Genomic DNA, 25,639 nt, shown 5'->3' with positions numbered 1-25,639 from the left:
AACTTTTGTCAAAACGCTTCGGTTAAAAAAAAGGCTGAATTAGTAAGTTATTTTATTTCTAAAGCTTCATCAGTTGGTCGGCCATATTTAAAGAAATCAAATATAAACAGACCTATTCCTGTGGCGAACATCGTTGCGCAAATCAACAATACTACAAAGTGAATACTGATTTCGTTTTGCACGACCATAAATTCCATTTTCATTTTTCGTTCCAAATACACTTGTACCACTCCCGCTACTCCAAAAGCAACTGTCATTCCCAACATCCCGATATTGGACAACCAAAAAGCAGCCATTCCTGTTGCGCTCTGGTATCTTTTTCGGCCTGTTAAATTTGGCAAAGCATAGCTAATTATTGCCAAAACAATCATCGCATAAGCACCCCAAAAGGCATAATGGCCATGCATAGCCGTTACCAAAGTTCCGTGAGTATACAAATTAGTTTGTGGTAAAGTGTGAGCAAACCCCAATAACCCTGCTCCTACGAAAGAAACTATAGAAGAACCAATGGTCCAGAATAATGCAATTTTATTGGGATGGCTTTTTTCGCCTTTTCGGTACATATTCACGGCAAACAATGCCATTGCCAAGAATGCCAATGGTTCCAATGCAGAAAAAATACCGCCTACGATTAACCAAATTTTGTTTACTCCTATATAATAATAATGATGCCCGGTTCCTAAAACTCCCGAAAGGAAAGTTAGCCCAACAATTACGTATAGCCATTTCTCGATCACTTCTCTATCGACACCCGTTAATTTGATTAATAAATACGAAAGAATACCTCCCATAATTAGCTCCCAAACACCTTCAACCCACAAGTGAACTACCCACCAACGGAAGAATGAATCCATCACTTGGCTATCAAACCAAATCATTCCCGGTAGATACAATAAGGCAGCAAACAGCAATCCCATTGACAATACCAATGCTGTTGTGGTTCTGCGTTTTCCTTTATAAAGTGTTCCTAAAATCAACCCTAGGAAAAGCAATACATTAATAACTACCAGAAAATCCAGTTCTCTCGGAATTTCAAGAAACTTTCTGCCTTCCCAATGGTTGAAGTGGAAGCCTACAATGGCTACAACCCCAACAACGGCAAGGGAAATTAATTGCACATAAGCCCATTTTACGCTTATCAATTCGCGTTGCGCTTCTTCGGGGATGATGTAATACGCTGCTCCCATAAAACCAGTTAGCAACCACACCACCAATAAATTGGTATGCACCGCTCGGGCAACATTAAAAGGGATAACATCGTGCAATGCTTGAATACCTATTCGGTCAAAGCCCATGATAAAACCATAGACAATTTGCAGAGAGAACAACAACATGCACAGTGCAAAAAACCAATAGGCTACTTTTTGTGATTTATATTTCATATCAATTTATATTAATTATTTTCTTTAGCTAAAGGAGAAACAATACGGTCAAACCCATTCAGATCTATTTGTCCGATCCATTTAAAATAGGCTACCACTGCATCGGCATCTTGCTCATTCATATTATAAACAACCATTTTTCGTCCATTTGGCGCCCAGGGTACTGGTGACATCAATACTGCCTTGACATAGCCTTCTCCTCTGCGATCGATAACTTTTGTCAGTTCCGGAGCATAATAGCCTCCTTCTCCCAAAATGGTGTGGCAACCCATGCAGTTGTTGTGTTCCCAAATTTCTTTTCCTCTCACTACTTGTTTGTCAATCGCCTTGTAGTTGGTTTGATCATTTCTGGGCATAAAAGAATAAACAGTCAATCCTATAAAAATTAAAAAGGTGACCAATGTTCCTCCCAGAAAAAATGCTCGTGCTTGTGATTTTGAAAGCATAATAATCTGTTTTTTGTTAATTAATAAATATCTAATCGAAATAAAAGACAAACATGTCCTTTATTACTCTGCAAATATAAAAGATATTTTTATCTTTTATTAAGTTTGTGCTATTTATTTCAAATAAAAACACTTTTCAATTGTCCTTCCTTTATTATACATCCACAAGTCGTTTAAACAAACAAATTCATAAGTTTTCAACAGCAAAATGTTCTTAAGTCGTATGTGAAATATGATAAAAATCATATTCTACTCTTTTAAATATTCGTAAAATTATAGTGTTAAAAAAAGAAGATTCCCAAATCTTATTCTTTTCGTTTTCAAATATTTACACAAATAAAAAATAATATACTTAATTAAAGATAAATTTGTCTTTTATTTAAATGTTACCTACTTTTGTACTCTAAACTTTAATTATAAAAAACGACAAAATGGAAACTTTAGAGAAAATTACGATAGGTGAATATGTAGCAAAAGACTTTAGAACAGCGGCTTTATTTTCGAAATATGGCATTGATTTTTGCTGTAATGGCAACAGAAGTATCGAGGAAGCTTGCCATAAAAAACAAGTAAATCCTGATGATTTATTACAAGAAATTCAAACAGTTTTATCCTCAAAAAGCGATTCTGGAATTGATTTTAATACATGGCCAATCGATTTATTAGCCGATTATATTGAGAAAACACATCACCGTTATGTAGAAGAAAAAACACCAATTCTACTTCAATTTTTAGACAAATTAAGTAGAGTACATGGAGCGAACCATCCTGAATTATTAGAGATAAATGAACTCTTCAAAGGTTGTGCAGGAGAATTAGCGCAACACATGAAAAAAGAAGAATTGATTTTATTTCCTTTTATCAAAAAAATGGTTCATGCTACAATTTCGGACGAATTGATTGAGCAACCTTATTTTGGAACGGTAGAGAATCCGATTGCCATGATGATGCACGAACACGATGCGGAAGGGGAACGTTTCAGAAAAATAGCGAAATTAAGCAACAATTACATAACACCAGCTGATGGATGTAACACCTATAAAGTAACATTTGCGATGCTACAGGAATTTGAAGAGGATTTACACAAACACATCCATTTGGAAAATAATATTTTGTTTCCAAAAGCAACCAAGCTCGAAAAGGATTTTTCGGCACAATCATAACCAATGTCAAACACTAAAAACCAACAACTATGGAGAACTACGTTATCAAAAGAAATGGAAAATACAAACCATTTGAAAGTTATAAAATCAAAGATGCTATTGAAAAGAGTTTCAAAAGTGTCTCTGTAGTTGTTGATGAAAGTGTTTTTGAAAGCATTATCATTCAGCTCGAAAGTCAAGAGGTATGGGCTGTTGAAGAAATTCAGGATCTAATTGAAAAGAAGTTATTTGAGAAGAAATACTTTGATGTTATGCGTTCTTTTATGCTGTTTCGCCACACCAGGAAGTTACAACGCGAACATGTAAACGGACTTAACGAGGACACCACTTATGTAGACAGCACACAGACCATCCAAGAATATATAGAACAAACGGATTGGCGCATCAATGCCAATGCCAATACTTCCTATTCTAATGCCGGATTGGTCAACAATGTTGCAGGCAAAATCATAGCCAATTATTGGTTGGATAAAGTATACTCGAAAGAAGAAGGCTATGCGCATCGTAATGGTGACATTCACATTCATGATTTGGATTGCCTAACGGGTTATTGTGCAGGCTGGAGTTTGCGTGTGTTACTCAACGAAGGTTTTAACGGTGTAAGAGGTCGTGTAGAGAGTAAACCTCCTTCTCATTTTAGAGAAGCCTTAGGTCAAATGGCTAATTTCCTAGGAATTTTGCAAAGCGAATGGGCAGGAGCTCAGGCCTTCAGTTCTTTTGATACGTATCTTGCTCCTTATGTATTTAAAGACAATTTAGGTTTTGATGATGTTTTAAAAGCAGTAAGAGGTTTTGTTTACAACTTGAATGTTCCGGCACGTTGGGGCCAATCGCCATTTACCAATATCACTCTGGATTGGATTGTCCCAGATGATTTAAAAACACAAATTCCGACCAAAAACGATCATCACATTTTTGAAGATAATATTACCTCCAACCTACTAATAAGAGCCCGAAAAAGAGGTGTAAATAAAGTTACAGAATTGCGATATGAACATTTCCAGAAAGAAATGAACCTCATCAATAAAGCATATTACACTGTAATGACCGAAGGTGATGCCAATGGACAACCGTTTACCTTCCCTATTCCAACGGTAAATATCACAGAAGCCTTTGATTGGGACGGAGAAAATACCGATTTGCTTTTTGAAAACACTGCCAAAATTGGTTCTTCCTATTTCCAAAATTTCATTGGAAGTCAGTATATTTTAGACGAAAACGGCAATCAAGTTGAAAATGAGAATGCCTACAAACCCAATGCCGTTCGCTCTATGTGTTGCCGTTTACAACTCGATTTACGTGAATTATTAAAACGTGGAAATGGTCTTTTTGGTAGTGCTGAAATGACAGGAAGTATTGGTGTAGTAACCATCAACATGGCTCGTTTGGGTTATTTGAATAAAGGAAACAAAGCAAAATTATACACCAAACTGGATGAGCTTTTGTATATTGCCAAATCAACTTTGGAGAAAAAAAGAGTGTTTATTCAAGAGATGTATGATCGTGGATTGTATCCCTACACCAAACGCTATCTGCAACATTTTAGAAATCACTTTTCGACAATCGGAGTGAATGGCATGAATGAAATGATCGAAAATTTCACCAACAACGAAGATACGATCACATCTGAAGCGGGGATAGAATTTGCCTCAGGAATACTAGATCATATTCGCAACAGGATGAAAGAATTTCAAGAAGAAACTGGAAATCTTTACAATCTTGAAGCGACACCTGCCGAAGGAACCACCTATCGTTTTGCCAAAGAAGACAAAAAACGTTACGACGACATTATTCAGGCAGGACAGGCAGAAAATATTTATTATACCAACAGCTCCCAAATTCCTGTGGATTTTACCCAAGACCCATTTGAAGCCTTGATGCTACAAGATCAATTGCAATGCAAATACACCGGAGGAACCGTTTTACACTTATACATGAGCGAAAAAATAAGTTCACCCGAAGCCTGCAAACAGTTTGTCAAAAAAGTAATTACCAACTTCAGATTGCCATATATTACTGTAACTCCAGTATTTAGCGTATGTCCGGTACACGGCTATTTGAACGGAGAACACGAATATTGTCCAAAATGCGATGAAATTATAATTGAGGAAAAGGCTAAATCCATAGAAATTTAGAAGGAAATTTAACCGCAAGGTTCGCAAAGGAAACGCAAAGTTAGCAAAGCTTTGCGCCCTTCGCGTAAATCCTTGCAAACCTTGCGGTTAATTTCAAACAATTCATAACTAAAAACCATAAAATATGAAACTAACAACCAACCAGATTTTAGAACAAAATCAAGAATTACGCACCAAGTGTTTGGTGTACACACGAGTAATGGGCTACCACAGACCCGTAGAAAGTTTTAACATAGGAAAAAAAGGTGAACACAAACAACGAACTCATTTTACAGAAGGAAAGTGTTGCTAAACCTATTTATAGCTTAACCCCTTTTACTTTATTAGATTACCCACATAAATCAGCTTGTATACTTTGGTTTGCAGGCTGTAATATGCGGTGCCTTTATTGCTACAATCCCGAAATTGTTTTTGGAAAGGGAACCATCTCCTTCGAAAAAACACTTCAATTCCTAAAAACCAGAAACCATTTGCTGGATGCTGTCGTTTTTAGCGGAGGCGAATGTTTGTTGCACAAAAAAAGTATTGCTTTTATTGCTGATGTGAAAAAATTAGGCTTTTTAATCAAAATTGACACCAATGGTTCGCAACCCGAAGTATTGAAAGAACTCATCCAAAAGGAACTCATCAATTATGTGGCGCTCGATTTTAAGGCAATGCCCGAGAATTTTGAAAAGATAACACAGTCGAAACTTTTTATTCCCTTCGAAAAGTCATTACTTTTATTGCTACAAAGTGGAATTTCGTTTGAAGTACGCACAACCGTCCATTCCGAGTTAATAAACAAAAAAGACATCCAGCAGATGATTGGCTATTTGGGAAATACAGGGTATACAGGTGATTATTTTATTCAACATTTTGTGAATGGAGCTCCAACGATAGAAAAATTAGGGCATTCATTCAAAGAGTTAGAAAAAGAAAATCTTTCAACAGAGAAAATTAAAGTACATTTTAGAGGAAAATTATGAAAAAGAGCTGGATTTTAGCATGTTTTGTCAATTTTTTTATCGCTTCGCTGATGGGATTATTGCTTCGTTGGATGTATGTTGACCCAATTTCGGGAGTCAATTTTCAATTTTTGATGCACGGACATTCGCATGTTGCCATGTTGGGCTGGGTGTATTTGATGTTATATTGTTTGATTTTTCATTTTTTTGTTCCAAAAGAAAATCAACAAAAACCCATATACAATAGATTATTTTGGGTAACAGAACTTGCTGTTATCGGAATGATGATTGATTTTCCTGCCCAAGGATATGCCTTTGCTTCTATCCTCTTTTCAACTTTACATATTTTTTGCAGTTACTATTTCTGTTATTTGATATGGAAAGATGCCAAACCAAGCACATTTCCTGAAAAAAGAATGCTCAGAACCGCTTTGTTCTTTATGATTTTTTCTACATTAGGCGTTTGGTGTCTAGGTCCTGCAGTAGGATTGATGGGAAAAGCCAGTGCATTCTATCAAATTGCGATTCAGTTTTTCCTTCATTTTCAATTTAATGGTTGGTTCCTGTTTGCCGTTTTGGCGTTGTTTTTCAAACAGTCAAAAATAAAAATAGATGAGAAAAAATTCCGTTTGTTCTATAATTTGTTAGTTACGGCAACGATATTAACGTTGGCTTTACCTGTGAGTTGGTCACTTGCCAATCCTATTTTTTATTGGATAAATGCCATTGGAGTCACAATTCAATTAATTGCATTTGTTCTTTTTGCTCTACTCATTCAAACTCAATTCCAAGATTTCTTTACGCCTCTCTCCTCTTTAGAAAAAAAAGTTTACCGATTTGCTTTATGTTCTTTAGCCTTAAAAGTCATCATCCAATTGGTCGTCTTGGTTCCTGAATTAGCTCAGGTATCACATGAGATTCGGAATTTTGTCATTGGCTACATTCACTTGACGATGTTAGGAATTATAACTGGTTTTCTGTTTGGGTTTTCGTTGCAAAATGGTTTTTTAAACGCACAAAATAACATTCAAAAATGGGGAATCAAGATTTTTCTGCTAGGATTTGTGGCAACCGAAATTCTTTTATTTCTCCAAGGCACTTGGTTATTCTTGAAAAGTGGATCATTTTTTAATTATTATCAAAATTTATTTATAGCCAGTATACCATTACCAATAGGATTAATATTTGTAACTGGCAGTCTATTTTATAAAGCAAAATTTCAACGTTCAGACGTTCGAAACTATAGTATTTAATACCAAAAATGAAACTTATTTCTTAAATTTGTAAAAAACCGATTATGTTTTCTAAAACCTGCGAATACGGCATTCGAGCCACAATTTTCATCGCTTCTCAATCTTATCAAAACAAAAGAGTGGGACTCAAAGACATTGCCAAAAAAATTGATTCCCCCGAAGCTTTTACTGCTAAAATTCTTCAAATTTTATCCAAAAACAACATTATTCATTCCATAAAAGGTGTAGGTGGCGGATTTGATATCCCGAGAGAAACAATGAAAGATATCAAATTGGCACAAATAGTAAATGCTTTGGAAGGCGACCGGGTATTTACCGGATGTGGTTTAGGCCTAACCCATTGTTCCGAAGACCATCCTTGCCCTATGCACGAAAAATTCAAATCCATTCGAAACGAATTGGCTTTTATGCTCGAAAACACCAATCTTGAAGAGCTGGCTCTGGGTATAAAGACAGGAGATACTTTTTTGCGGTATTAATAAAAAGTAATCTTATATTTACATGATATTCCTTAAGTGATTGAATTTAAAACTTAAACTATCATGACTAAATCTAAGCAATCCAGTTTAAACACTTTTTTAAAAGTAGATTACAAAGAAGATAATAGCATTTGGCTAACCAATAGTTTGACACTTCGGAAAATTATTGGTGTTTTAGGAATGGTCATGCCGCTACTATTATTTGTATTCTTATACCTTGAAAATGGTTTGCAACACCCTTTAGAATCCATTAGTCATTATTACTACACGAGAGTGAGCGGTATTTTTGTAATAATCTTAAGCCTATTGGCTTTTTTTCTGATTGTTTACAAAGGCAAAGAACCAATAGATTTCTACATTTCTTTTTTCGCGGGAGTTTTTGCACTCTTGGTTGTTTTATTCCCAACAAATAACATTACCGAAACATGTTGCGATTCTACTAAAAAATACGCTGTGACCTTTTTACCTGTTACTGATCTAAGCACATTTAGAATGTATTTTCATTATACGGTGGCAGGCTTGTTTTTTCTTTGCTTGTCCTATATGTCCTTTTTTTTATTTACCAAATCGAACAAAACTCCTAACGAAAGAAGCATCCAAAAAACAATTCGAAACCGTATTTACAGAACTTGCGCTGTATTGATGCTTTTGGCTATTCTCGTGCTATTTGCAGGTTCACTTAAATTAATACCACTAGCGTATTTTAAAATATTTCCATTAACATTTTGGATGGAAACACTAGCGATAGAAAGCTTTGGTCTCTCGTGGTTAGTCAAGGGAGAAACGTTATTTAAAGATTAATTCAGGTCATTCATCAAAATGTTATTTTTAACTTTCTAATTAATCTGCTATATTTACTTAAGTAAATTCTGTTCTATTTTTTTACAAAGACTAAAACACCAACAAGAATATGAATATCACTTGTAAAAACTGCCATCAAACTTTCAAGGGACATTACTGCAGTAATTGTGGGCAAACTGCAGAAACACATCCTATAAATTTGCACTTTTTGTGGCATGATATCCAAAAAGGACTTCTTCATTTTGACAGCGGAATATTATATACCGCCAAACAATTATTTAGCCGACCAGGGCATTCGATACGGGAATTTATAGAAGGAAAACGGATTAAACATTTCAAACCTATTTCTCTCGTGATGGTTTTGGCAACTGCGTATATTGCTTTAATTCATTTGCTCCATATCGACTTATTTGTAAAGACAGAATCTACAACAATTTCCAGCACCCATATTGACATTGAACAATTTAGAGAATGGTTGATTTCACATTTTGCTTGGATAACCTTACTCAGCATTCCTTTACACACGATTGGCACAGCTATTTGTTTTAGAAAACAAGGCTATAATTTTATTGAATATTTTGTATTGAATACATACAAAGCATCCCAAAAATTATATGTCGCGATTCTATTCATTCCTGTTCTCTATCATTATAGCGGGACTGCAACTATCAATACGGTGAGCAAAATTCTTCTTGGCATTGATTTTGTTTTGTATTTTTGGACCAATGAGCAATTTTTTAATCATTTATCAAAAATAAAGACATTCTTACTAACGTTATTAACACATCTAATATTCTGGATGATAGTCATTATAATCACATCCATTACAGTCGTTATTATAGACTACTACTAAAACAAAGAATACCATAATTCCAAAAAAAAAGGCTTGATTTTCATCAAGCCTTTTTCATTATTTAAACTACTACTAATTCAGGAATATTAAGTTCAAACAGTTCTTTTTTATATTGTTGCAATTGGTTTTCGATGTTTTGTTTGCTTTTCTCAAACCATGTATTGGAGGCAATCAATGATTGATAATACTCAATCCCTTCATTCAAATTACTTTTAAAAGCTTTCAATTTTTTTATTTGAGGTGCTGTAATTTGTTCTGAAAATTCATTGATTTCATTTTTCAGATAATCGATATACATTTTCAATTCATTTACAATGACATTCGGACGGTCCTTGTTTCCAAGTACGGAAGCATTTCCATAAATGTGTTTTACCATATCCAAAAGTGAAACTTCTTTGTCAAAATAAGCCAAATTAGGCCCCGGACAAATAACAACTCCTTGCGATTGCCCTTTTATTTTGATGTGATTTTCAAGATAAGAAGCATTGGCTAAACCAACACAAAGGCACGATTTCTCGGTAATGCTGTTTTTCTTTTTATCAAAAGTCTCCTTAGACATCGAATCCTTCACAGCATCCAATTCATCTAATTTTAAATCCTGATATTTTTTAGAAGCAGGACACATTCCTTTTGGTCCGTATTCTTTGCTCAAAGCCAAGAATTTTTTCGGGCAAGAACTTCCTGCTTTTTCTTCCTCAATACGTTTTTGCTTAAAAAACTCATTTGTTGTTCCTTTCACCGCATTAAACGGAATGCCTAGTGGCGAAATATGACTCAAATAAAAATCGTCTTCTTTGGCTTTTTCCAATAATGCTCGAGTAGCTGGATCTACAGAAGTTGCTTCGGGAACCAATAAAAAAGGAGAACCCCAACCCACAGAATCCACTTGATAATGTTCTAATAAAAAGTCATGCTCTTCAGCAGTTCCTACCCCACCTTGCACAGTGATTTTTAATTCTAATGGTGTTTCAGGAATAGGCAATCCTTTTATTTCTAATGCTTTCACCATCAATTCATGAGCTGATTGGATTAATTGCTCTTTCTTTTGTTTGAATTCTTCCAAAATTGGCCCCAACAAGTAACCATCGGTAGCAAAGGCGTGGCCTCCACAGTTTAGACCTGATTCTATTCGATATTCCGAAACCCAAAGTCCTTTTTTGGCTAAAAAGTTTCCTTGTATCATTGCAGAACGAAAATCACTTACTTTCAAGATAATTTTCTTTTGCAACTTATTATTGGCATCTGGATAAAAAACAGGAAAATTTTCAAAATAAGCATACAATCTGGGATTCATCCCCGCCGAAAGTACTACCGATGAAGACAAATTACTATTGGCAAAACCACGAAGAGAAGCATGTGCATCATTAAATTCAACCGGTAATTGTTCATCCTTATTGAAATTATCTTTATCGACTTTGGTCATAATATTGACATCGATTTCACCTGGAGAAAGGTTCTCTTCCAGATAATTTTTGATGGTATCCTTAAAAGCAATTCCATCGTCAATAAGGTCTTGCAATCCTTTTTTAATTTCCGATTTATTAGGTAACATGGCAATATAATTCTCCAAAGCTTGTTTGCTTTCGGTCAATTCTACTTTGAATTTTTCGAATTTATCTTTTACAATAGTATCCATCAAATTCAAATAGGAAGTCACACGTTCAGCACGATAATCATGCATTTTTTGTGTTATTTCTTGATAGGGCATTTTGAATTTTTCACTATAAAAAGCATTCATTCTTTCAATCAGATCGTCATCTATAATAGAAACAACAGATGAGATTCCGTATTGCGCCACACGTATCGGACTATCAATTGTATAGGCCAATCCCATCACTGGAATATGAAAAGTATGTAGTGGTTTTTTAGTCGTCATAAGTGTAAAAATTTATTCATTAAACATTTATGCAAATATCACCATACTAATTTGCTTAAAAACTGATAAATGTCATACTACAACGAAACATATTAGAATAGATTTGCGGGTTGCAAAAACCACAAAAGCAATTTTTTAACAAAAACATTTTTTTTGAAACTTTTAGAAAGCTTTCAGAAACGTGTAGCTTCAAAGTTTTAACTTATATTTGCATAGAATTAATCTTCAATTAAAAAAAACACCATTAAAGTTTTTAAAAAATGAAAAGTCTTAAAGAACGTATATTGGAATTGAAAAAAGAGAAAAATGCCGTAATCTTAGCGCATTATTATCAAGAATCCGATATTCAAGATGTGGCAGATTATGTGGGAGACAGCTTGGGATTATCTCAAGAAGCAATGAAAGTTGATGCCGATATTATCCTTTTCGCAGGAGTTCACTTCATGGCCGAAACTGCAAAAATATTAAATCCTACCAAAAAAGTAATTCTGCCTGATTTGAAAGCAGGCTGTTCGCTAGCCGAATCCTGCCCTGCGCCCTTATTCAAAGAGTTTACAGAAGCACACCCTGATCATATTGTAATCACTTACGTAAACTGTTCTGCCGAAGTAAAAGCACTGACAGACATTGTGGTTACTTCCTCAAATGCCGTTAAAATTGTACAGTCTATTCCAAAAGACAAGCCTATCATTTTTGCTCCCGATAAAAATTTAGGAAAATATGTGATGGAACAAACGGGTAGAGATATGCTACTTTGGGATGGTTCCTGTGTGGTTCACGAAGCTTTTTCACTAGACAAATTGGTGGCTTTGTATAAACAAAATCCAGATGCTCAAATCATTGCACACCCAGAATCTGAAACACATATTCTTAAAACAGCCAACTACATTGGTTCTACCGCAGGAATGATTAATTATGTAAAAACCAATCCAAGCAACAAATTTATTGTGGCTACCGAAGCGGGTATTTTGCATAAAATGAAACAAGAAGTTCCTAATAAAATACTGATTCCGGCTCCTTCAAACGAGGATAACACTTGCGCTTGCAGCGAATGTGGCTACATGAAAATGAACACACTTCAAAAAGTATATGACTGCTTGCTAAATGAAACTCCCGAAATTAATGTACCGGATGACATTAGAGAAAAAGCATTAATCCCTATCGAACGCATGCTCGAATTATCTTAATAATGATCACAACCAATTATTTAATTATAGGTTCTGGAGTAGCCGGTCTGACATTTGCACTCAAAATCGCTAATCGTTTTCCTGAGAGAACAATAACCATTATTACCAAAGCAAACGCAGACGAGTCTAACACCAAATACGCACAAGGTGGAATCGCTATTGTTACCGATAAAACCGAAGATTCGTATCAAAAACACATTGAGGACACACTAATATGTGGGGACGGATTGTGTGACAAAACTGTAGTTAAAATGGTTGTTACCGAAGGCCCGAAACGATTGAAAGAATTGATTGAATGGGGCGCACAATTTGATAAAAATGCCAAAGGTACTTTTGATTTAGGCAAAGAAGGAGGCCATTCTGAAAACAGAGTAGTACATCATAAAGACCAAACCGGTCATGAAATACAGCGTGCCATTTTGGAACAAGTAATGCAAAAAGAAAATATTACCGTTCTGGATCATCACTTTGCATTGGAATTGATTACACAAGACAATCGCTGCATAGGTGCTTATGCACTTGACGAAAAGACAAACGAGGTCATCACCTATCAATCTGATTTTACTTTACTCGCTACTGGAGGTATTGGTCATTTATATGGTCACACCACCAACCCTATCATAGCAACAGGAGATGGAATTGCAATGGCGTATCGTGCCAATGCTGCAATCCAAGATATGGAATTCATACAATTTCACCCAACGGCTTTATTTGACAATACAGGCGGTTCCAAATTTTTAATTTCGGAGGCTGTTCGTGGTTTTGGCGCTCGTTTGAGAACCAAAAAAGGGGAATTATTCATGCTCAATTACGATTCAAGAGGCGATCTGGCTTCGCGGGATATTGTTTCGCAAAGCATCGATTTGGAGCTCAAAAAATCGGGTGATGAATGTGTCTATTTAGATTGTACGCACTTGGATATGGAAGGATTTAAAAACCATTTTCCAATGATTTACAAACACTGTAAAAAAGCAGGTATAGATCTTGAGACTGAATGGATTCCCGTTGTTCCTGCCCAACATTATTTGTGTGGCGGAATAGTGGTAGACATTAATGGAAAAACATCTATCGAAAATTTATATGCTTGTGGCGAATGTTCCAGAACAGGCTTGCATGGCGCCAACAGACTGGCATCAAACTCGCTATTGGAAGCTTTAGTATATTCGGATAAAATATACCACTACTTGGCCGAAAATCCTTTTATTGAACCAAAAACGGCCAGCATTATTCCAAGATGGCAGATTCAATCGAAAATAAAAATCGCTCCCGAATACATCGCTCAAACCAAAGCAAAATTGCAACTCTTAATGAGACAAAATGCGGGAATCGTTCGATTTGACTCTGATTTATTGAAAGCCAAAGAAGCACTTAAAAGCCTGCAAAGCGAAATTGACGAGAAAATTAAAAATCATCTTGTTTGCACCGATTTATACGAATTGAATAATATGATTGACATTGGGAATCTCATCGTTCAGCAATCCATTGACCGCCATGGGAATTGTGGAGGATTTGTTAAGTATGAAACAAAGGATATAAAACAATAAACATTTAAAGATAAATGAAAAAAAGTCTCTTAACAATACAGTTGAGAGACTTTTTTTTAAATGCTAGCAGCAGACATTGCTTATTCACAAATCTATATTTTATAACGTTTTTATGCTCCTGAAAATTTTAATTTGTGCTTCTAAAACAGCTTCATTAAAACCATGTGCTGCTTTAGGAAGCAAATAATACTTCTTTTCGGGTGCTTTTATCTTATCAAAGTAAGCTTTGGAAGCTTCCTTTGGTGTCATCAGATCTTCATTGCCTTGAATTAAATAAACGGGAATTTTGAACTCCAAATTGTCTTTCATCAAATCAATCGTATCAATGATCGAATGCAATCTCAGTTTGCTATCGCCTATATAATTGACAAACGAATAATCATCACCCTCTTCTCGATTTTGAATATCTTTGGAGCTGTTATAAGCAGGGGCTTCTACAAACCAAGTTTCGGGAGCAGGAGTAGAATTGGCTCTTTCATACTTCTTCAAAACTCGAAACAACTGACCTGTCTTTTTGGCTCTATCATAAGGAGGTTTCCCTATAGAATTCAATACTTCTAGCGATTCCGTATCATTTTTATCTTTGGCAATTTTATAAATTTTATTATAAAAGGCGTCATCAATCGCTGGTTTTACAATTTGTGAATGACCTACATAGGCATAAAAAAGATCGGGGCGTTTGGTCACAATTTTAACCCCTAGTGCTGATCCCCAAGAAGTGCCAAAAAGTATTAGTTTTTGTTTCCCTAAATGTTTTAACAAATATTCTGATACTGCAATTCCGTCGTCTGTCATTTGTTCAATCGTTAATGGATTGGCTTGTAAAAACTCAGGAGTAAATTCTACTGGAGCGTTACGCCCATAGGTTTTTCCTGTGCCTCGCTGATCCCATTGCACAATAATAAAATCCTTGGTTAAATCCTTGTAGAGTTTATCCGAATAAGGACTTATTGGACTGCCAGGTCCTCCATGAATGAACAATATTATGGGTTTAGAACTTTCACCTTTGATGGTTATCCATTGATCAATACCATTGATCAAAACAAAATTATCTTCAGAAATTTGTTTTGTAATAATAGAATCATTCGAGATTTTTACAATTCCAGTCCGAACTGGAGATTTAGCAAAAAGTGATGCTGATAACAATAAAGGAAAGAGAATTAAATTTAGTGAGCAAGAGAGATTTTTCAAAATGATATTGGTTTAATGGATTGAAAGTTAATGAGTAGTAAGACTCTATATTTTGAAATTGTTACACTATTATATTTTTAACACAATAAAACGTATAGCTTTCCTCAAAATGTCTTAGAATCACAAGAGGTGTCACATCACTATCCATTTATTTTCATGAAGTTCAGTGAATTTTATTTGTACCAATTGTCGAAGAAAGGGAAATCACGCTACCATCGATAGAAAAAAGAGGCAATGACAACAACCAAACTGCCCTTTCTCCTATTTGCTGTCACGACCAAATTAATCTTTTTAGAAACAAAAAAATCCCAATAGATGCACTGGGATTGATTAAAAGGAATATTGGCTGTTACCGCTACTATTACTATTTCTGTCTTTTATTGCCTGTTGGCAAATAATACAGCCATGCAAATCCTATCAAAAACAAGATTAATGAAGCAATAAATGCCGGTATTAAAATTTCTTTATTATTATCTAAAGCGTTGTTCAGCGAGGCATACAACAACCAAATCTGAATCGTGACATTCAAAATTAATATAAATATCAAGGTCGAAAGAATATTGTTCAGCTTGTTGGGATTCGCTTGATTTTGACTGGTTCTAAATGTACTCATAGCTATGGGATTTAGGCAAAATAAAATATTTTTTTAACCATTAAGAGATTAAGTAAAGTTAAGTTTTAGCTTAATGATTCTTAATCTCTTAATGGTTTAATTTTTTAAACAGTATGCTCTTCGTGATGGGATGCTTTTACATAAATATCATTTTCCTTAAAAAAAACTTCCAAGCTCGGCAATGCTCTTGGTGGCGGGCCTCCTAAAACATCTCCTGTTTTAGCGTCAAATGAGCCTTCATGACACGGGCAATGAATGATTCCCGTGCCGGGTTTGTAAAATACAGAACAAGACAAGTGGGTACACTTTTGCTCGTATGCCTTAAAATCTCCGTTTTCGAGATGAATCAAAATATAGGGTATGGTGCTACCCTCAATTACAAAAGCTCGGGTTCCGCCCAATGGAACTTCCTCTTTTTTGCATACAAAATGTTCTCCCTCGACTTCTTCTTTGGGAAGTAAATAGGCTTTGGCTGCAATGAGTCCGCTTCCTACCATCAGTCCGCCCGAAACAAGGGTGAGAAATTTGGCAAAATCACGACGACTAACATTGGTCGCCTGCTGCTTGAGAATTGGAAAATCTTTCTTCCAATTTTTATTTAAATTATCTTCTTTTGACATTTCTTTATGTTGTAAAAAGTTTTGTTTCAGTATTCAAGTTTCAGTTTTTTGATGCTATCTGCAATCTAAAATCTGCCTTCTGTTCTCAATTTTCTAAAATCTTAATAAATAATCAACTCCGTACTTCCTTTTGGCATCATGATATTGACTTTGGTGTTGACTATTTCTTTACCAAAAATGAATGTATTGATTGGCGTGCTGTTCGGGCGCATTTCCTCGATTTCGGTTCTCGTTCCAAAGAACAAAGCTCCGCTTGGACAAACTGTGGCACACATTGGTTTTTTTCCAATGCTGGTTCGGTCATAACACATCGTACACTTCATCATCAAGTCATAAGATTCTTCTTTTTTCGGGACACCAAATGGACAAGCCATTACGCAATTCGAACAACCTATACATCTTTCGGTGTTGGCAGTGTGTACGATTCCGTTTTCATCTTTGGATATGGCATCTGCTGGACACACATTGGCGCACACAGGATCGTCACAGTGCATACAAACTTGAACAGTGGTTTGCACAGTCGAAGCCCTATCCACATAATTTACATGAATTAAGGATTCCTGACCGTTGGTCTCACATTCAGCGCAAGCCATTTCACAGGCTTTACAGCCAATGCAACGTTGCATATCTACAAAAAATTCCTCGTTTTTATTGAAACTGGTGTAATTCATACTTCTTTTTTATAGATTAAACACTTGCATACGCTGTTGATTCATTCGAGGGTGCCGCTATTTCTTTAAGCGGTTCCAAGTGGCAGGCGCATACCTTAAATTCTGGTATTTTAGAAATTGGATCCAATGTCCCGGGCGTTAATTGATTGGCCGATTTTTTGCCCGACCAATGGTACGGTATAAAAACAGTATCCTCCCGAATAGTTTCGACTATATTCGCAGGGAAAATTCCTTCTCCGCGTCGAGTGGAAACTTTTATTAATTCTCTTTGTTTGATTCCATATTGTTGAGCTAGTTTAGGATGAATCTCCAATAATGGCTCTGGATATTGATCGACCAATTTACCAATTCTACGGGTTTGGGTACCGCTTAAGTATTGCGACACCACACGACCTGTAGTCAAAATCACAGGATAATCCGCATCGGTAACTTCGCCCGGAAGTTTATACGGAGCGGGATTAAAATGCGCTTTCCCATCAGGTGTTTTAAATTTTTTGTCCTCCCACAATCTTGGTGTTCCTGGATGACCTATTTCTGGACATGGCCAAAAAACACCCATTTCGTCTTCAATTCTTTGGTATGTAATACCGTAATAATCTGCCGTTCCTCCTTTGGAAGCCACACGCAATTCATTGAAAATAGATTCGCTGTTCTCATACGTAAACTTATCTTTCACTCCCAAACGTTTGGCCAATTCCAAAATAATTGACGTATCTGTTCTGGCATCTCCCGGAGGTGTTACCGCTTGGCGAATGCGAATTACTCTTCCCTCTGCAGATGTTGTGGTTCCTTCTTCCTCTTCCTGCAAAGATCCCGCCAGTACAATATCAGCATGACGTGCAGTTTCATTTAAGAAAAAGTCAATACATACATAATATTCTAGTTTTTCCAAGGCTTCGCGAACGTAATTACTATTCGGCAATGACACTAGCGGATTGAAACAAATCGAAATCAATCCCTTAATTTCTCCACGATGAATGGCTTCGATAATTTCGTAAGCCGAAAGCCCTTTTCCTGGCATATCTTTCTCATTGATTCCCCAAACTTCCGAAATATACTTTCGGTGTTCTGGATTCTCAATATCTCTATTCCCGGGCAATTGATCGCATTTATGACCGTGTTCTCTACCTCCCTGACCGTTTCCTTGACCAGTAATAGTTCCATAACCGCAATACGGTCTGCCTATTCTTCCAGTGGCGAGTACCAAATTGATACAACCCAAAACATTATCTACTCCTTTTGAGTGGTGTTCTATTCCACGAGCGTGCAGCAAGAAACTCGTCTTAGCTTTGCCCCACAATTCAGCCGCTTGGCGTATTTTATTTTTGTCGATTCCCGTAACTTCCTCAGCCCATTCCAGCGTATAATCTTTTACGGCATCAATTGTTTCCTGAAAACCGGAAGTATAATTATCTATAAATTCGTGGTCCAGCATATCGTGATCTACCAAATATTTTAACATTGCGCCGTACAAAGCCGAGTCGGTTCCCGGGCGAACATCCAAATGAATATCGGCCGTTCTCGCCAGCGGAATCATCCTTGGGTCAATCACTATAATTTTAGCACCTCGATCACGGGCTTTCCAAATCCAGTGTGTCAGTGTTGGAAAAGTCTCACTGATATTGGCTCCAGCCACAATAATTACTTCCGCATATTCCAAATCCGAATAATTATTGGAAGCTCTGTCCAGTCCAAACGCTTTTTTGTTACCCGCACCTGCACTCACCATACACAAACGTCCGTTGTAATCTAAGTTTTTGGTTTTCAGAGCCACGCGGGCAAATTTACCAACCAAATAACTTTTCTCATTCGTCAAAGAAACTCCAGATAGCATCGAGAACGCATCATTCCCGTATTTTTCCTGAATGCGTTTAATTTCCGAAACCGTTTTGTCCATCGCATCATCCCAAGAAACAGGAACGAATCCTTGACCAGGAACGCTCTTCAACGGAGACATCAAACGGTCGGGATGGTTATTCTGCAAATAACGCTGAACCCCTTTTGGACACAGCCTTCCTTCATTAAATGGAAACTCCATCCAAGGCTCAAACCCCACTACTTTATTTTCTTTCACCAACAATTGGATTCCACATTGCATCCCACAAAAACAACAATGTGTTTTCACAGCCTCATCCGGTTCGTCCCGTCCAACATAGCCATCCTTGGGCGCATAATTTAGAGTGGGACCAAAATGCTTAACTATATTCTCCTCTGCTACTGGTAATTTTGCCATTTTATATTTCTTTACAGTTGTATGTTATTTGTTTTTTTTTGCAAAAAATCAAAATTCAGCATTCTGCCGTCTGAATCCTGCATTCTATTTTTAAATAATCATCCAAACAAATTCCCTCCTTTTAGCCTAGCTTTCAAATGCGCTTGTGCCAATCTAGACCTTTTCCCTTCAGGGCTTAAATCTAAATGTGACGTTCCATCTTCGTGAGAAAAATCAAAACCCAATTGCTCTGTTACAGTTTTTAAATCCTGAATATGCAATTTAGTGGCAAACTCCTCACCCGTATGAGGGCAAACCACCATTCCCATTTTCATTCCTTCCTTCTTATAAATATGTGCCCCGATTTGAGCGGGACGTTGAATGATATGGAAAAACTTCCCAAATGGAATCCAGATCAGAAACATAATCACCGTAACTGCATGCAAAACTGCCAAAAAATCAAAAGCAAATCCTTTCATAAACTGATAGGAATATGTCAATCCCAATCCTGTAACCGAAATGGCTATCAGTAAAATAAGTGGCAGCAAATCTCCTTCAAAAGATTGAGTTGCAATAAGTCCCGGATTTGTCAAACGTCTTCTTAAATAATACAAGGAACCAAAAATAACCAAGTAAGATGACCAGTTCAAAGCATGGAAAGTCAAAAAAGCAGTAATAGAATCCAAGTTGAAATCCATTACTTTAAACCCGAAAAAATAGGCTTCATATACTGAAATCGTGTTAGGCGCCATTGCAAAATTAATCCAGCCAAAAGTGAGCGGTATCGTAATCAAAAATGCTGACGTACATCCCACTGCAATCATAAAATGCGCTACCCAACGGTATTTCCCTCTAGGATAGATAAACTTTTGAAACGCAATATTCTCCACTGACTCTTTCGTAGCAAACCAAAAATGCGAAAACACTTTGCCGGTTATCAAATATGTAATACCTCTTTTGAAATAAATCCAAGTCGGCGGCCTTTGCAACCAAACTGTATAACGATACACGATCCCAAAAAAAGCAAATACCGTCCCAAATAAATAAGTCACCAGTGCGGCATCAAAATTCTGCAATTTTCTGGAACCAAAAAACACAAGAGCAATCATAAAAATAGAAAGCGCTGTTGCAATCAGTAAAGCTTTGGTATTGTAGGTATTGTTTTTCATATTCAATGTATTAATAACAAAATGATGTAGATTCAGATATTCCGTTATATTAAACACCTAACAGGTCTTTGAGACCTGTTAGGATAAAAGTTTTATAAAATCCTCCTTCGGGGATTGGGCGACTAACTTGGCTTCTCACAACCTTTACGGTTGTAAAACCACCAATTAATTGTTGTTGCTAATATAGTGAAAAGAATTAAGCCAATAAAAAATTGATTGACTGTACCATTGACCGCTATATTATTTCCAATGAATTTAGAGAATATAAAAGGACCAAAAGCAGCAATTGCAGCAGTCCATCCAATTACACCTGCAGCTTGACGTTGATTTTCAGAAAATATGATAGGAAATTGTCTAAAAGTACCCGCATTACCAATTCCCGTAAAAAAGAACATCGCCAAAATTACCCCTACAAAAAGCGGAAATTGATCCATGCTCGTTGGCGCAACCAATCCTTGGGTAACCAAAATAATAGATCCCGCCAAAATTCCGATTCCGGTAATAGTCGTCAATATAGCTCCTCCCACTTTATCGGCCACAAAACCAAAAGTAACTCTGCTGGCAGAACCAATCAATGGGCCATAAAAAGCGTAAGCCAATGGATCTGGAGCATCAGGAAAATCGCCATACAAATATTTTATCATCAAAGGAAAAGCTGCCGATAACCCTGCAAACGTCCCAAAAGTCATCACATAGGTAATGGTACATAACCAAGTATGTTTGTTTTTAAAAATATCCATTTGATCTTTTATTGAAGCCTTCATCGGAATACTTTTTAAAAAAAACCAACTCATAAATGCCAAAACCAAGAGAAAACCAATGTACCAAAATGCAGCAGATTGAATATAGATTTCCCTTTTATTTACCGCCACATTTTTGGGACTTATCTTGTTTAATATTTTTTCAGCTAATTTAGGATTTGCATTTGCAATCACTTTAGATTTCTCATTCAGTGGTAATGCAGTGAAAATTTCGAAATTTTGATTTGATTTCGTAGCTGCAATAACAGAATCCAACACTGGTTTCTTTACAGTAGCCAAAATTTTATTTTGCGTTTTGGTGTCCAAGGCGGCAAAGACTTCTTTTTGTTTTTCAACTGTTGAGTCTGTTAAAACATTCTGAGTTTCTTTGGCATCGATACTTGTAAATACCGAAGTGGTTCCGTAAATACTAACACTCAAAATAATCGGAGTAATAAACTGAGCTAAACTAACCCCAAAATTCCCTATACCAGCTTGAATTCCCAACGCTGTTCCTTTTAATCTTTTTGGAAAAAATAGACTTGTGCTAGGCATAAAGGATGAAAAATCTCCACCACCAAAACCAGTGGTAATAGCCAAAAGAACAAATACCCAAAATGGAGTAGTGGTATCCATTACTGCAAACCCGATTCCAATTGCTGGAATTAATTTGAGTAATGTTGCCACAGTCACTACATGCCTTGTCCCGAAAATAGGAAGGATAAACGTGTGAATAATTCTTAAAAATCCTGCAGCCAAACCAGGTATTGCCACCAACCAAAAAAGTTGGTCTTTGGAAAACGGAAAACCAAGCCCTGGTAATTTCACCGCAATTACACTCATCATAAACCAAGAAGCAAAAGAAAATATTAATGACAAGGTTGTAATCGTTAAAGTTTTCCAAGCTATTTTACTACCTGTATTTTTCCAGAAATTTTCATCTTCTGGCTCCCATTTGTCTAACCATGTTTTCATATTTATTTTTTTTATTTTCAGAATTTAATTTTGCAATTGTCCTATTCCAAATTCAATCGGACAACAATTTTCCATTTTTTAAATAAGATAAAAAAGTCCTTTATTTATTGGTGTAAAATTAATAGACAAAAAAAAATTAAAATATGATATTTATCAGTCGAAAGAAATTAGTAAAATAATCATAACTATGAATTGTAAAGGTATTTCCTTTAAAAGGTAATATTTTTTAATCTGTTGGATTTTCCTTCGACTTTTTAAAACCTTTCAATTAACAAAACCACAAAACAATCTGGGCAATAAAAAACAAATCATTCAAATTCAAATTTCTTTTTTTTGAATAAGGTTTTTTTATTTTAGATAGTTGAATAAAACATTATCATTCACTATAATTCTTCTTCCGTTCCATTTCGTCTTTTATCCTTTTGTTGACATCCACTTTTGCTCCTCGCAATACATAAATGAAAATTTCTGGTTCTCTGGCAAATTTATTGATTCTTTTACCGGCTAGATAAACGGTGTCAAATAATGGAATTTCTCTTTTTCTGTCTTTATCATCATCGTTTTCCTCCTTTACCAAAATAACATCTTTTATTTTTTTATCTAATGGAAGCCAATTGATATAGTCTGCATTAAAGGAATGGGCCACCACTTTTTTATTAGTTGTATAATAATTGATTGCGCCGGCTTGCCCGTAATTGTCGCACAGAATTAAGGTATGCTCCAAATCTGGCAGAGTTGCAGCAACAGAATCTACTTTCATGGCCAATTCTTTCCAACCCAGCATATCAGCAAAATCCTGTGGTAATAAATGGTCCTTACCATCTTCCCAATGAAGCAAACCGAATTTTTGATACGGTTTAGCATGATTCACTATGTATTCCGGACTTTTATTTGGAAAAAAAGCATTGTACATCGGGATAAAAAGCAGAATAGGTATTATGATTAAAACCGGCTGTAAATATCGTTTCCAACCTTCTTTTAATTGGTTGGCCAGATATACAGAGCCAAAGGAAATGTAAATAGGATAAAGCCCGATAGCATAATAATCTTTGGCTTTGAAATATATAAAGACTACAAGTGTAAAAATAATGCTCCAAAAGAACAGCCTGTATTTTTGGAAAGGTTTGTACAATAACAAGGCCAACCATCCCGATACAATCACAAAAAAAGAACCAATAAAGAAGAGCAGTTGTGATTTTAAAAAATCCAATCGATCTACATAAACCAATTGTGTATCGGCCAACTCTTTTAAATGATGAATTACGGGAAAGCTATTATCATACTGCCACAAAAGGTTGGGAAAAATCATAAACAAACCCACAATGAGAGCAACATATAATTTAGGCTGACCAAAGATTTTGCGTTGCTCCGTCAAGACAATAGCAGGAATCAACCCAATAATTAAAAAGCCAATATTGTATTTATTCATAAAGCCAAGTGCAAATAGAATTGCTCCAATGAAAAGCCACTTGGTGTTTTCGGAATTGAAGTATTTGATTAGAATAAAATAAAAAGTCGTCCAACACAATACGTCGAAAGAGTTGGGTTGGTATAACGTGTTCAACCTCAATAATGCCGAAAAAAACACACAAGTTGCACCCAAAACCAAGGCAAATAAATTACCTTTTAATTCTTCGATGGCTTTCCATACCACCACAATAGTCAAGGCACCGAACAAAGCAGGGAAAAATTTAACCCAAAAAACCGAATTTCCTAAAAGATAAATAAGATACGAAATCCAAGAGGTAAAAGGAGGAACCGATAAATACCCCCAGTCCAAATGATGGGCTTGATCAAGGTGCAAATATTCGTCTCGTTGCAAATCGTAATCTGGGCTTATTAAAGAATATTGCAGTACAAATTTCAATATAATGAAGCCTAGTAATAGTAGTGTCTTTTTGGTCATTGGATACTGTTAGTTATGGTCGTTACTAGTATTAATTCTAATGTAAATATAAAGGATTTATACTACAGTAAAAACTTCTTTTGAAAAGATAGTGACAATGGTTACCACCTAGTTAAAACCGTGGGCTATAACTCATACGTTTAGAAAACTATTGATAAAAAAAACATCTCATATTCCCTAAACATCTTGTAAACCGCGTGAGGGATAGAAATAAGCTACCAAAGTAGCATGGATAGCCCGACCGCCGATAGGAAAAAGGGCAGTGACGACAATGAAACTAGCCCTTTTTTCTAGCGGAGGTCACGCCCACAAGAGCTTTTGAGAATTGACGAAGTAAATGATCCTTGCAATTTCTAAATTGGATTGTATTTGGAACCTTGGATGACACCTCTTTGCTTGATTGTCGAGTCGATATAATGCTGAATTTGGGTCTTTTTGAGTCCCCAATTTGGAGCGATGAGCAAATCCCAATCCGAGATTCCGAAGAGGCGCTGGATGACGATATCGGGGCGCAGGAGTGGGATGATGTCACAAAGTAGATCGGTGTATTGTTCCAAAGTGAAAAGCGGGAACGGGTTTCTTTTGTAATGCACGCCCATAATCGAACCTTCAACTATGTGTAAATGATGGAATTTGACGAATTTTATTTGGGCAAAGCGGTTGATTTCGACAATGTAGTTGAGCATCATTTCGTGGGTTTCCCAAGGAAATCCGAAAACGGTGTGTACACACAAATCGATTGGGCTGTCTTTTAACAATTCCACAGCGGTAACGAACTCGGCGTGAGTACACCCTCGATTTATTTTTTCTAGCGTTTCGTCATACATCGATTCCATTCCCATTTCGAGATCAACGTCGAATCGGTCGCAATAGCTTTCGAGTAAAGCCACTTTTTCGGCATCAATACAATCTGGCCGAGTTCCTACCGAAAACCCGACAACCTCATCGGGATTGAAAGACAAGGCGCGGTCGTAAATGTTTTTGAGATAATCGACACTGGCATAAGTGTTCGTGTTGGGCTGAAAGTAAACAATGAATTGGTCGGCTTTGTATGATTTTTTGGCACGCTCCATGCCTTTCAACAACTGTTCTTCGATGGTAGGCGCTTTTCTGGAAATATCGGGTGTGAAAGAATCTACATTGCAATAGGTACAACCGCCGTAGCCCTTTAGCCCGTCTCGATTAGGACAACTAAAATTACCATCTACAATTACTTTGAAAACTTTTTGACCATTGTATTTTTCACGGAGATGTGTGCCGTAATTGTTGTACCCTTTCTTGTTGGATTCTTTTTCTGCATTCATTTTGCAAAGGTATTCACTATTGTATAGTGCCAACAATGACTTTTATCAGGGATTTTAAAACGGGGTCTTGTTACATTAAAGATTTGTTTCGCAAAGATTCACAGAGAACACACAAAGAATCGCAAAGGGTCAGCAAAAAAGTAATTCTCTTCGTGAATCTCTGTGTTTTTTT

General features: G+C 36.2%; 22 protein-coding genes. 10 read left to right on the top strand and 12 right to left on the bottom strand.

The genetic code is table 11. From position 1 onward, the window contains the following. Positions 1-47: 47 nt before the first annotated feature. Complete coding sequence (locus KZH69_RS05165) at positions 48-1,382, bottom strand: cbb3-type cytochrome c oxidase subunit I (protein WP_219316383.1); 1,335 nt, start codon at positions 1,380-1,382, stop codon at positions 48-50. Between the two features lie 11 nt (positions 1,383-1,393). Next, a complete protein-coding gene (locus tag KZH69_RS05160) occupies positions 1,394-1,828 on the bottom strand; it encodes a c-type cytochrome (protein WP_219316382.1) in 435 nt (144 codons plus the stop codon). A 431-nt stretch (positions 1,829-2,259) separates the two neighbouring features. On the opposite strand from KZH69_RS05160, the gene ric reads away from it, so the two are divergent. The 8 genes from ric (at position 2,260) to KZH69_RS05120 (ending at position 9,459) form a co-directional block, all read left to right on the top strand. Then, entirely contained in the window at positions 2,260-2,991 is a 732-nt protein-coding gene (ric, locus tag KZH69_RS05155) for an iron-sulfur cluster repair di-iron protein (RefSeq protein WP_219316381.1), read from the top strand. A gap of 29 nt (positions 2,992-3,020) precedes the next feature. Beyond that, on the top strand, positions 3,021-5,126 hold the full coding sequence (locus tag KZH69_RS05150) for a ribonucleoside triphosphate reductase (RefSeq protein ID WP_219316380.1): 2,106 nt from the start codon (positions 3,021-3,023) through the stop codon (positions 5,124-5,126). Between the two features lie 124 nt (positions 5,127-5,250). Beyond that, entirely contained in the window at positions 5,251-5,418 is a 168-nt protein-coding gene (gene nrdD / locus KZH69_RS05145; protein WP_116763518.1) for an anaerobic ribonucleoside-triphosphate reductase, read from the top strand. Beyond that, positions 5,372-6,094: an anaerobic ribonucleoside-triphosphate reductase activating protein gene (locus KZH69_RS05140; RefSeq protein WP_369410633.1), complete on the top strand. Its 723-nt coding sequence runs from the start codon at positions 5,372-5,374 to the stop codon at positions 6,092-6,094. Before nrdD ends, KZH69_RS05140 begins: the two co-directional genes overlap by 47 nt. Then, positions 6,091-7,326, top strand: a complete 1,236-nt coding sequence (locus KZH69_RS05135) for a hypothetical protein (protein WP_219316379.1) — start codon at positions 6,091-6,093, stop codon at positions 7,324-7,326. The genes KZH69_RS05140 and KZH69_RS05135 overlap by 4 nt, the downstream gene beginning before the upstream one ends. A gap of 44 nt (positions 7,327-7,370) precedes the next feature. Next, entirely contained in the window at positions 7,371-7,805 is a 435-nt protein-coding gene (locus KZH69_RS05130) for an RrF2 family transcriptional regulator (RefSeq protein WP_219316378.1), read from the top strand. A gap of 63 nt (positions 7,806-7,868) precedes the next feature. Continuing rightward, a complete protein-coding gene (locus KZH69_RS05125) occupies positions 7,869-8,606 on the top strand; it encodes a hypothetical protein (RefSeq protein ID WP_219316377.1) in 738 nt (245 codons plus the stop codon). Between the two features lie 109 nt (positions 8,607-8,715). Next, entirely contained in the window at positions 8,716-9,459 is a 744-nt protein-coding gene (locus KZH69_RS05120; protein WP_219316376.1) for a DUF3667 domain-containing protein, read from the top strand. A 61-nt stretch (positions 9,460-9,520) separates the two neighbouring features. On the opposite strand, the gene KZH69_RS05115 is transcribed toward KZH69_RS05120, so the two are convergent. Continuing rightward, entirely contained in the window at positions 9,521-11,335 is a 1,815-nt protein-coding gene (locus tag KZH69_RS05115; RefSeq protein ID WP_219316375.1) for a hypothetical protein, read from the bottom strand. Between the two features lie 260 nt (positions 11,336-11,595). On the opposite strand from KZH69_RS05115, the gene nadA reads away from it, so the two are divergent. Beyond that, positions 11,596-12,522, top strand: coding sequence for a quinolinate synthase NadA (gene nadA, locus KZH69_RS05110; protein ID WP_219316374.1), 927 nt, complete (start codon positions 11,596-11,598; stop codon positions 12,520-12,522). Between the two features lie 2 nt (positions 12,523-12,524). Continuing rightward, a complete protein-coding gene (gene nadB, locus KZH69_RS05105; RefSeq protein WP_219316373.1) occupies positions 12,525-14,066 on the top strand; it encodes an L-aspartate oxidase in 1,542 nt (513 codons plus the stop codon). A gap of 99 nt (positions 14,067-14,165) precedes the next feature. Here nadB and KZH69_RS05100 read toward each other — a convergent pair whose 3' ends face one another. The 9 genes from KZH69_RS05100 to mnmL all read right to left on the bottom strand — a co-directional run bounded on the left by KZH69_RS05100 (position 14,166) and on the right by mnmL (position 25,467). Further along, positions 14,166-15,257 carry an alpha/beta hydrolase family protein gene (locus KZH69_RS05100; RefSeq protein WP_219316372.1) on the bottom strand — a complete coding sequence of 364 codons (1,092 nt, stop codon included), beginning with the start codon at positions 15,255-15,257 and terminating at the stop codon, positions 14,166-14,168. A gap of 364 nt (positions 15,258-15,621) precedes the next feature. Further along, a complete protein-coding gene (locus KZH69_RS05095; protein WP_219316371.1) occupies positions 15,622-15,870 on the bottom strand; it encodes a DUF6755 family protein in 249 nt (82 codons plus the stop codon). A 104-nt stretch (positions 15,871-15,974) separates the two neighbouring features. After that, complete coding sequence (locus KZH69_RS05090) at positions 15,975-16,490, bottom strand: Rieske (2Fe-2S) protein (RefSeq protein WP_219316370.1); 516 nt, start codon at positions 16,488-16,490, stop codon at positions 15,975-15,977. Positions 16,491-16,591: 101 nt separating this feature from the next. Beyond that, positions 16,592-17,161 (bottom strand): 4Fe-4S dicluster domain-containing protein, encoded by a 570-nt coding sequence (locus KZH69_RS05085; RefSeq protein WP_219316369.1) that lies wholly within the window; start codon positions 17,159-17,161, stop codon positions 16,592-16,594. 16 nt (positions 17,162-17,177) lie between these two features. Further along, positions 17,178-19,394 (bottom strand): molybdopterin oxidoreductase family protein, encoded by a 2,217-nt coding sequence (locus tag KZH69_RS05080; protein ID WP_219316368.1) that lies wholly within the window; start codon positions 19,392-19,394, stop codon positions 17,178-17,180. A gap of 98 nt (positions 19,395-19,492) precedes the next feature. Next, positions 19,493-20,542, bottom strand: a complete 1,050-nt coding sequence (locus KZH69_RS05075) for an MFS transporter (protein ID WP_219316367.1) — start codon at positions 20,540-20,542, stop codon at positions 19,493-19,495. 122 nt (positions 20,543-20,664) lie between these two features. Continuing rightward, on the bottom strand, positions 20,665-22,257 hold the full coding sequence (locus tag KZH69_RS05070) for an MFS transporter (RefSeq protein ID WP_219316366.1): 1,593 nt from the start codon (positions 22,255-22,257) through the stop codon (positions 20,665-20,667). Between the two features lie 376 nt (positions 22,258-22,633). Then, on the bottom strand, positions 22,634-24,163 hold the full coding sequence (locus tag KZH69_RS05065) for an ArnT family glycosyltransferase (RefSeq protein ID WP_219316365.1): 1,530 nt from the start codon (positions 24,161-24,163) through the stop codon (positions 22,634-22,636). A gap of 353 nt (positions 24,164-24,516) precedes the next feature. Further along, positions 24,517-25,467 (bottom strand): tRNA modification radical SAM protein MnmL/YtqA, encoded by a 951-nt coding sequence (mnmL, locus tag KZH69_RS05060; RefSeq protein ID WP_219316364.1) that lies wholly within the window; start codon positions 25,465-25,467, stop codon positions 24,517-24,519. Between the last annotated feature and the right edge of the window lie 172 nt (positions 25,468-25,639).

The organism is Flavobacterium taihuense (assembly GCF_019351435.1).
Classification (GTDB): Bacteria; Bacteroidota; Bacteroidia; order Flavobacteriales; family Flavobacteriaceae; genus Flavobacterium; species Flavobacterium taihuense.
The sequence above is the reverse complement of the archived record's forward strand: the minus strand, read 5'-3'. Positions and strand labels throughout refer to the sequence as shown.

What these genes read in the sequence shown, in the direction of transcription:
- KZH69_RS05165 (WP_219316383.1), bottom strand. Translation starts at nt 1,382, where the DNA reads ATGAAATATAAATCACAAAAAGTAGCCTATTGGTTTTTTGCACTGTGC.
- KZH69_RS05160 (WP_219316382.1), bottom strand. Translation starts at nt 1,828, where the DNA reads ATGCTTTCAAAATCACAAGCACGAGCATTTTTTCTGGGAGGAACATTG.
- ric (WP_219316381.1), top strand. Translation starts at nt 2,260, where the DNA reads ATGGAAACTTTAGAGAAAATTACGATAGGTGAATATGTAGCAAAAGAC.
- KZH69_RS05150 (WP_219316380.1), top strand. Translation starts at nt 3,021, where the DNA reads ATGGAGAACTACGTTATCAAAAGAAATGGAAAATACAAACCATTTGAA.
- nrdD (WP_116763518.1), top strand. Translation starts at nt 5,251, where the DNA reads ATGAAACTAACAACCAACCAGATTTTAGAACAAAATCAAGAATTACGC.
- KZH69_RS05135 (WP_219316379.1), top strand. Translation starts at nt 6,091, where the DNA reads ATGAAAAAGAGCTGGATTTTAGCATGTTTTGTCAATTTTTTTATCGCT.
- KZH69_RS05130 (WP_219316378.1), top strand. Translation starts at nt 7,371, where the DNA reads ATGTTTTCTAAAACCTGCGAATACGGCATTCGAGCCACAATTTTCATC.
- KZH69_RS05125 (WP_219316377.1), top strand. Translation starts at nt 7,869, where the DNA reads ATGACTAAATCTAAGCAATCCAGTTTAAACACTTTTTTAAAAGTAGAT.
- KZH69_RS05120 (WP_219316376.1), top strand. Translation starts at nt 8,716, where the DNA reads ATGAATATCACTTGTAAAAACTGCCATCAAACTTTCAAGGGACATTAC.
- KZH69_RS05115 (WP_219316375.1), bottom strand. Translation starts at nt 11,335, where the DNA reads ATGACGACTAAAAAACCACTACATACTTTTCATATTCCAGTGATGGGA.
- nadA (WP_219316374.1), top strand. Translation starts at nt 11,596, where the DNA reads ATGAAAAGTCTTAAAGAACGTATATTGGAATTGAAAAAAGAGAAAAAT.
- nadB (WP_219316373.1), top strand. Translation starts at nt 12,525, where the DNA reads ATGATCACAACCAATTATTTAATTATAGGTTCTGGAGTAGCCGGTCTG.
- KZH69_RS05095 (WP_219316371.1), bottom strand. Translation starts at nt 15,870, where the DNA reads ATGAGTACATTTAGAACCAGTCAAAATCAAGCGAATCCCAACAAGCTG.
- KZH69_RS05090 (WP_219316370.1), bottom strand. Translation starts at nt 16,490, where the DNA reads ATGTCAAAAGAAGATAATTTAAATAAAAATTGGAAGAAAGATTTTCCA.
- KZH69_RS05085 (WP_219316369.1), bottom strand. Translation starts at nt 17,161, where the DNA reads ATGAATTACACCAGTTTCAATAAAAACGAGGAATTTTTTGTAGATATG.
- KZH69_RS05080 (WP_219316368.1), bottom strand. Translation starts at nt 19,394, where the DNA reads ATGGCAAAATTACCAGTAGCAGAGGAGAATATAGTTAAGCATTTTGGT.
- KZH69_RS05075 (WP_219316367.1), bottom strand. Translation starts at nt 20,542, where the DNA reads ATGAAAAACAATACCTACAATACCAAAGCTTTACTGATTGCAACAGCG.
- KZH69_RS05070 (WP_219316366.1), bottom strand. Translation starts at nt 22,257, where the DNA reads ATGAAAACATGGTTAGACAAATGGGAGCCAGAAGATGAAAATTTCTGG.
- KZH69_RS05065 (WP_219316365.1), bottom strand. Translation starts at nt 24,163, where the DNA reads ATGACCAAAAAGACACTACTATTACTAGGCTTCATTATATTGAAATTT.
- mnmL (WP_219316364.1), bottom strand. Translation starts at nt 25,467, where the DNA reads ATGAATGCAGAAAAAGAATCCAACAAGAAAGGGTACAACAATTACGGC.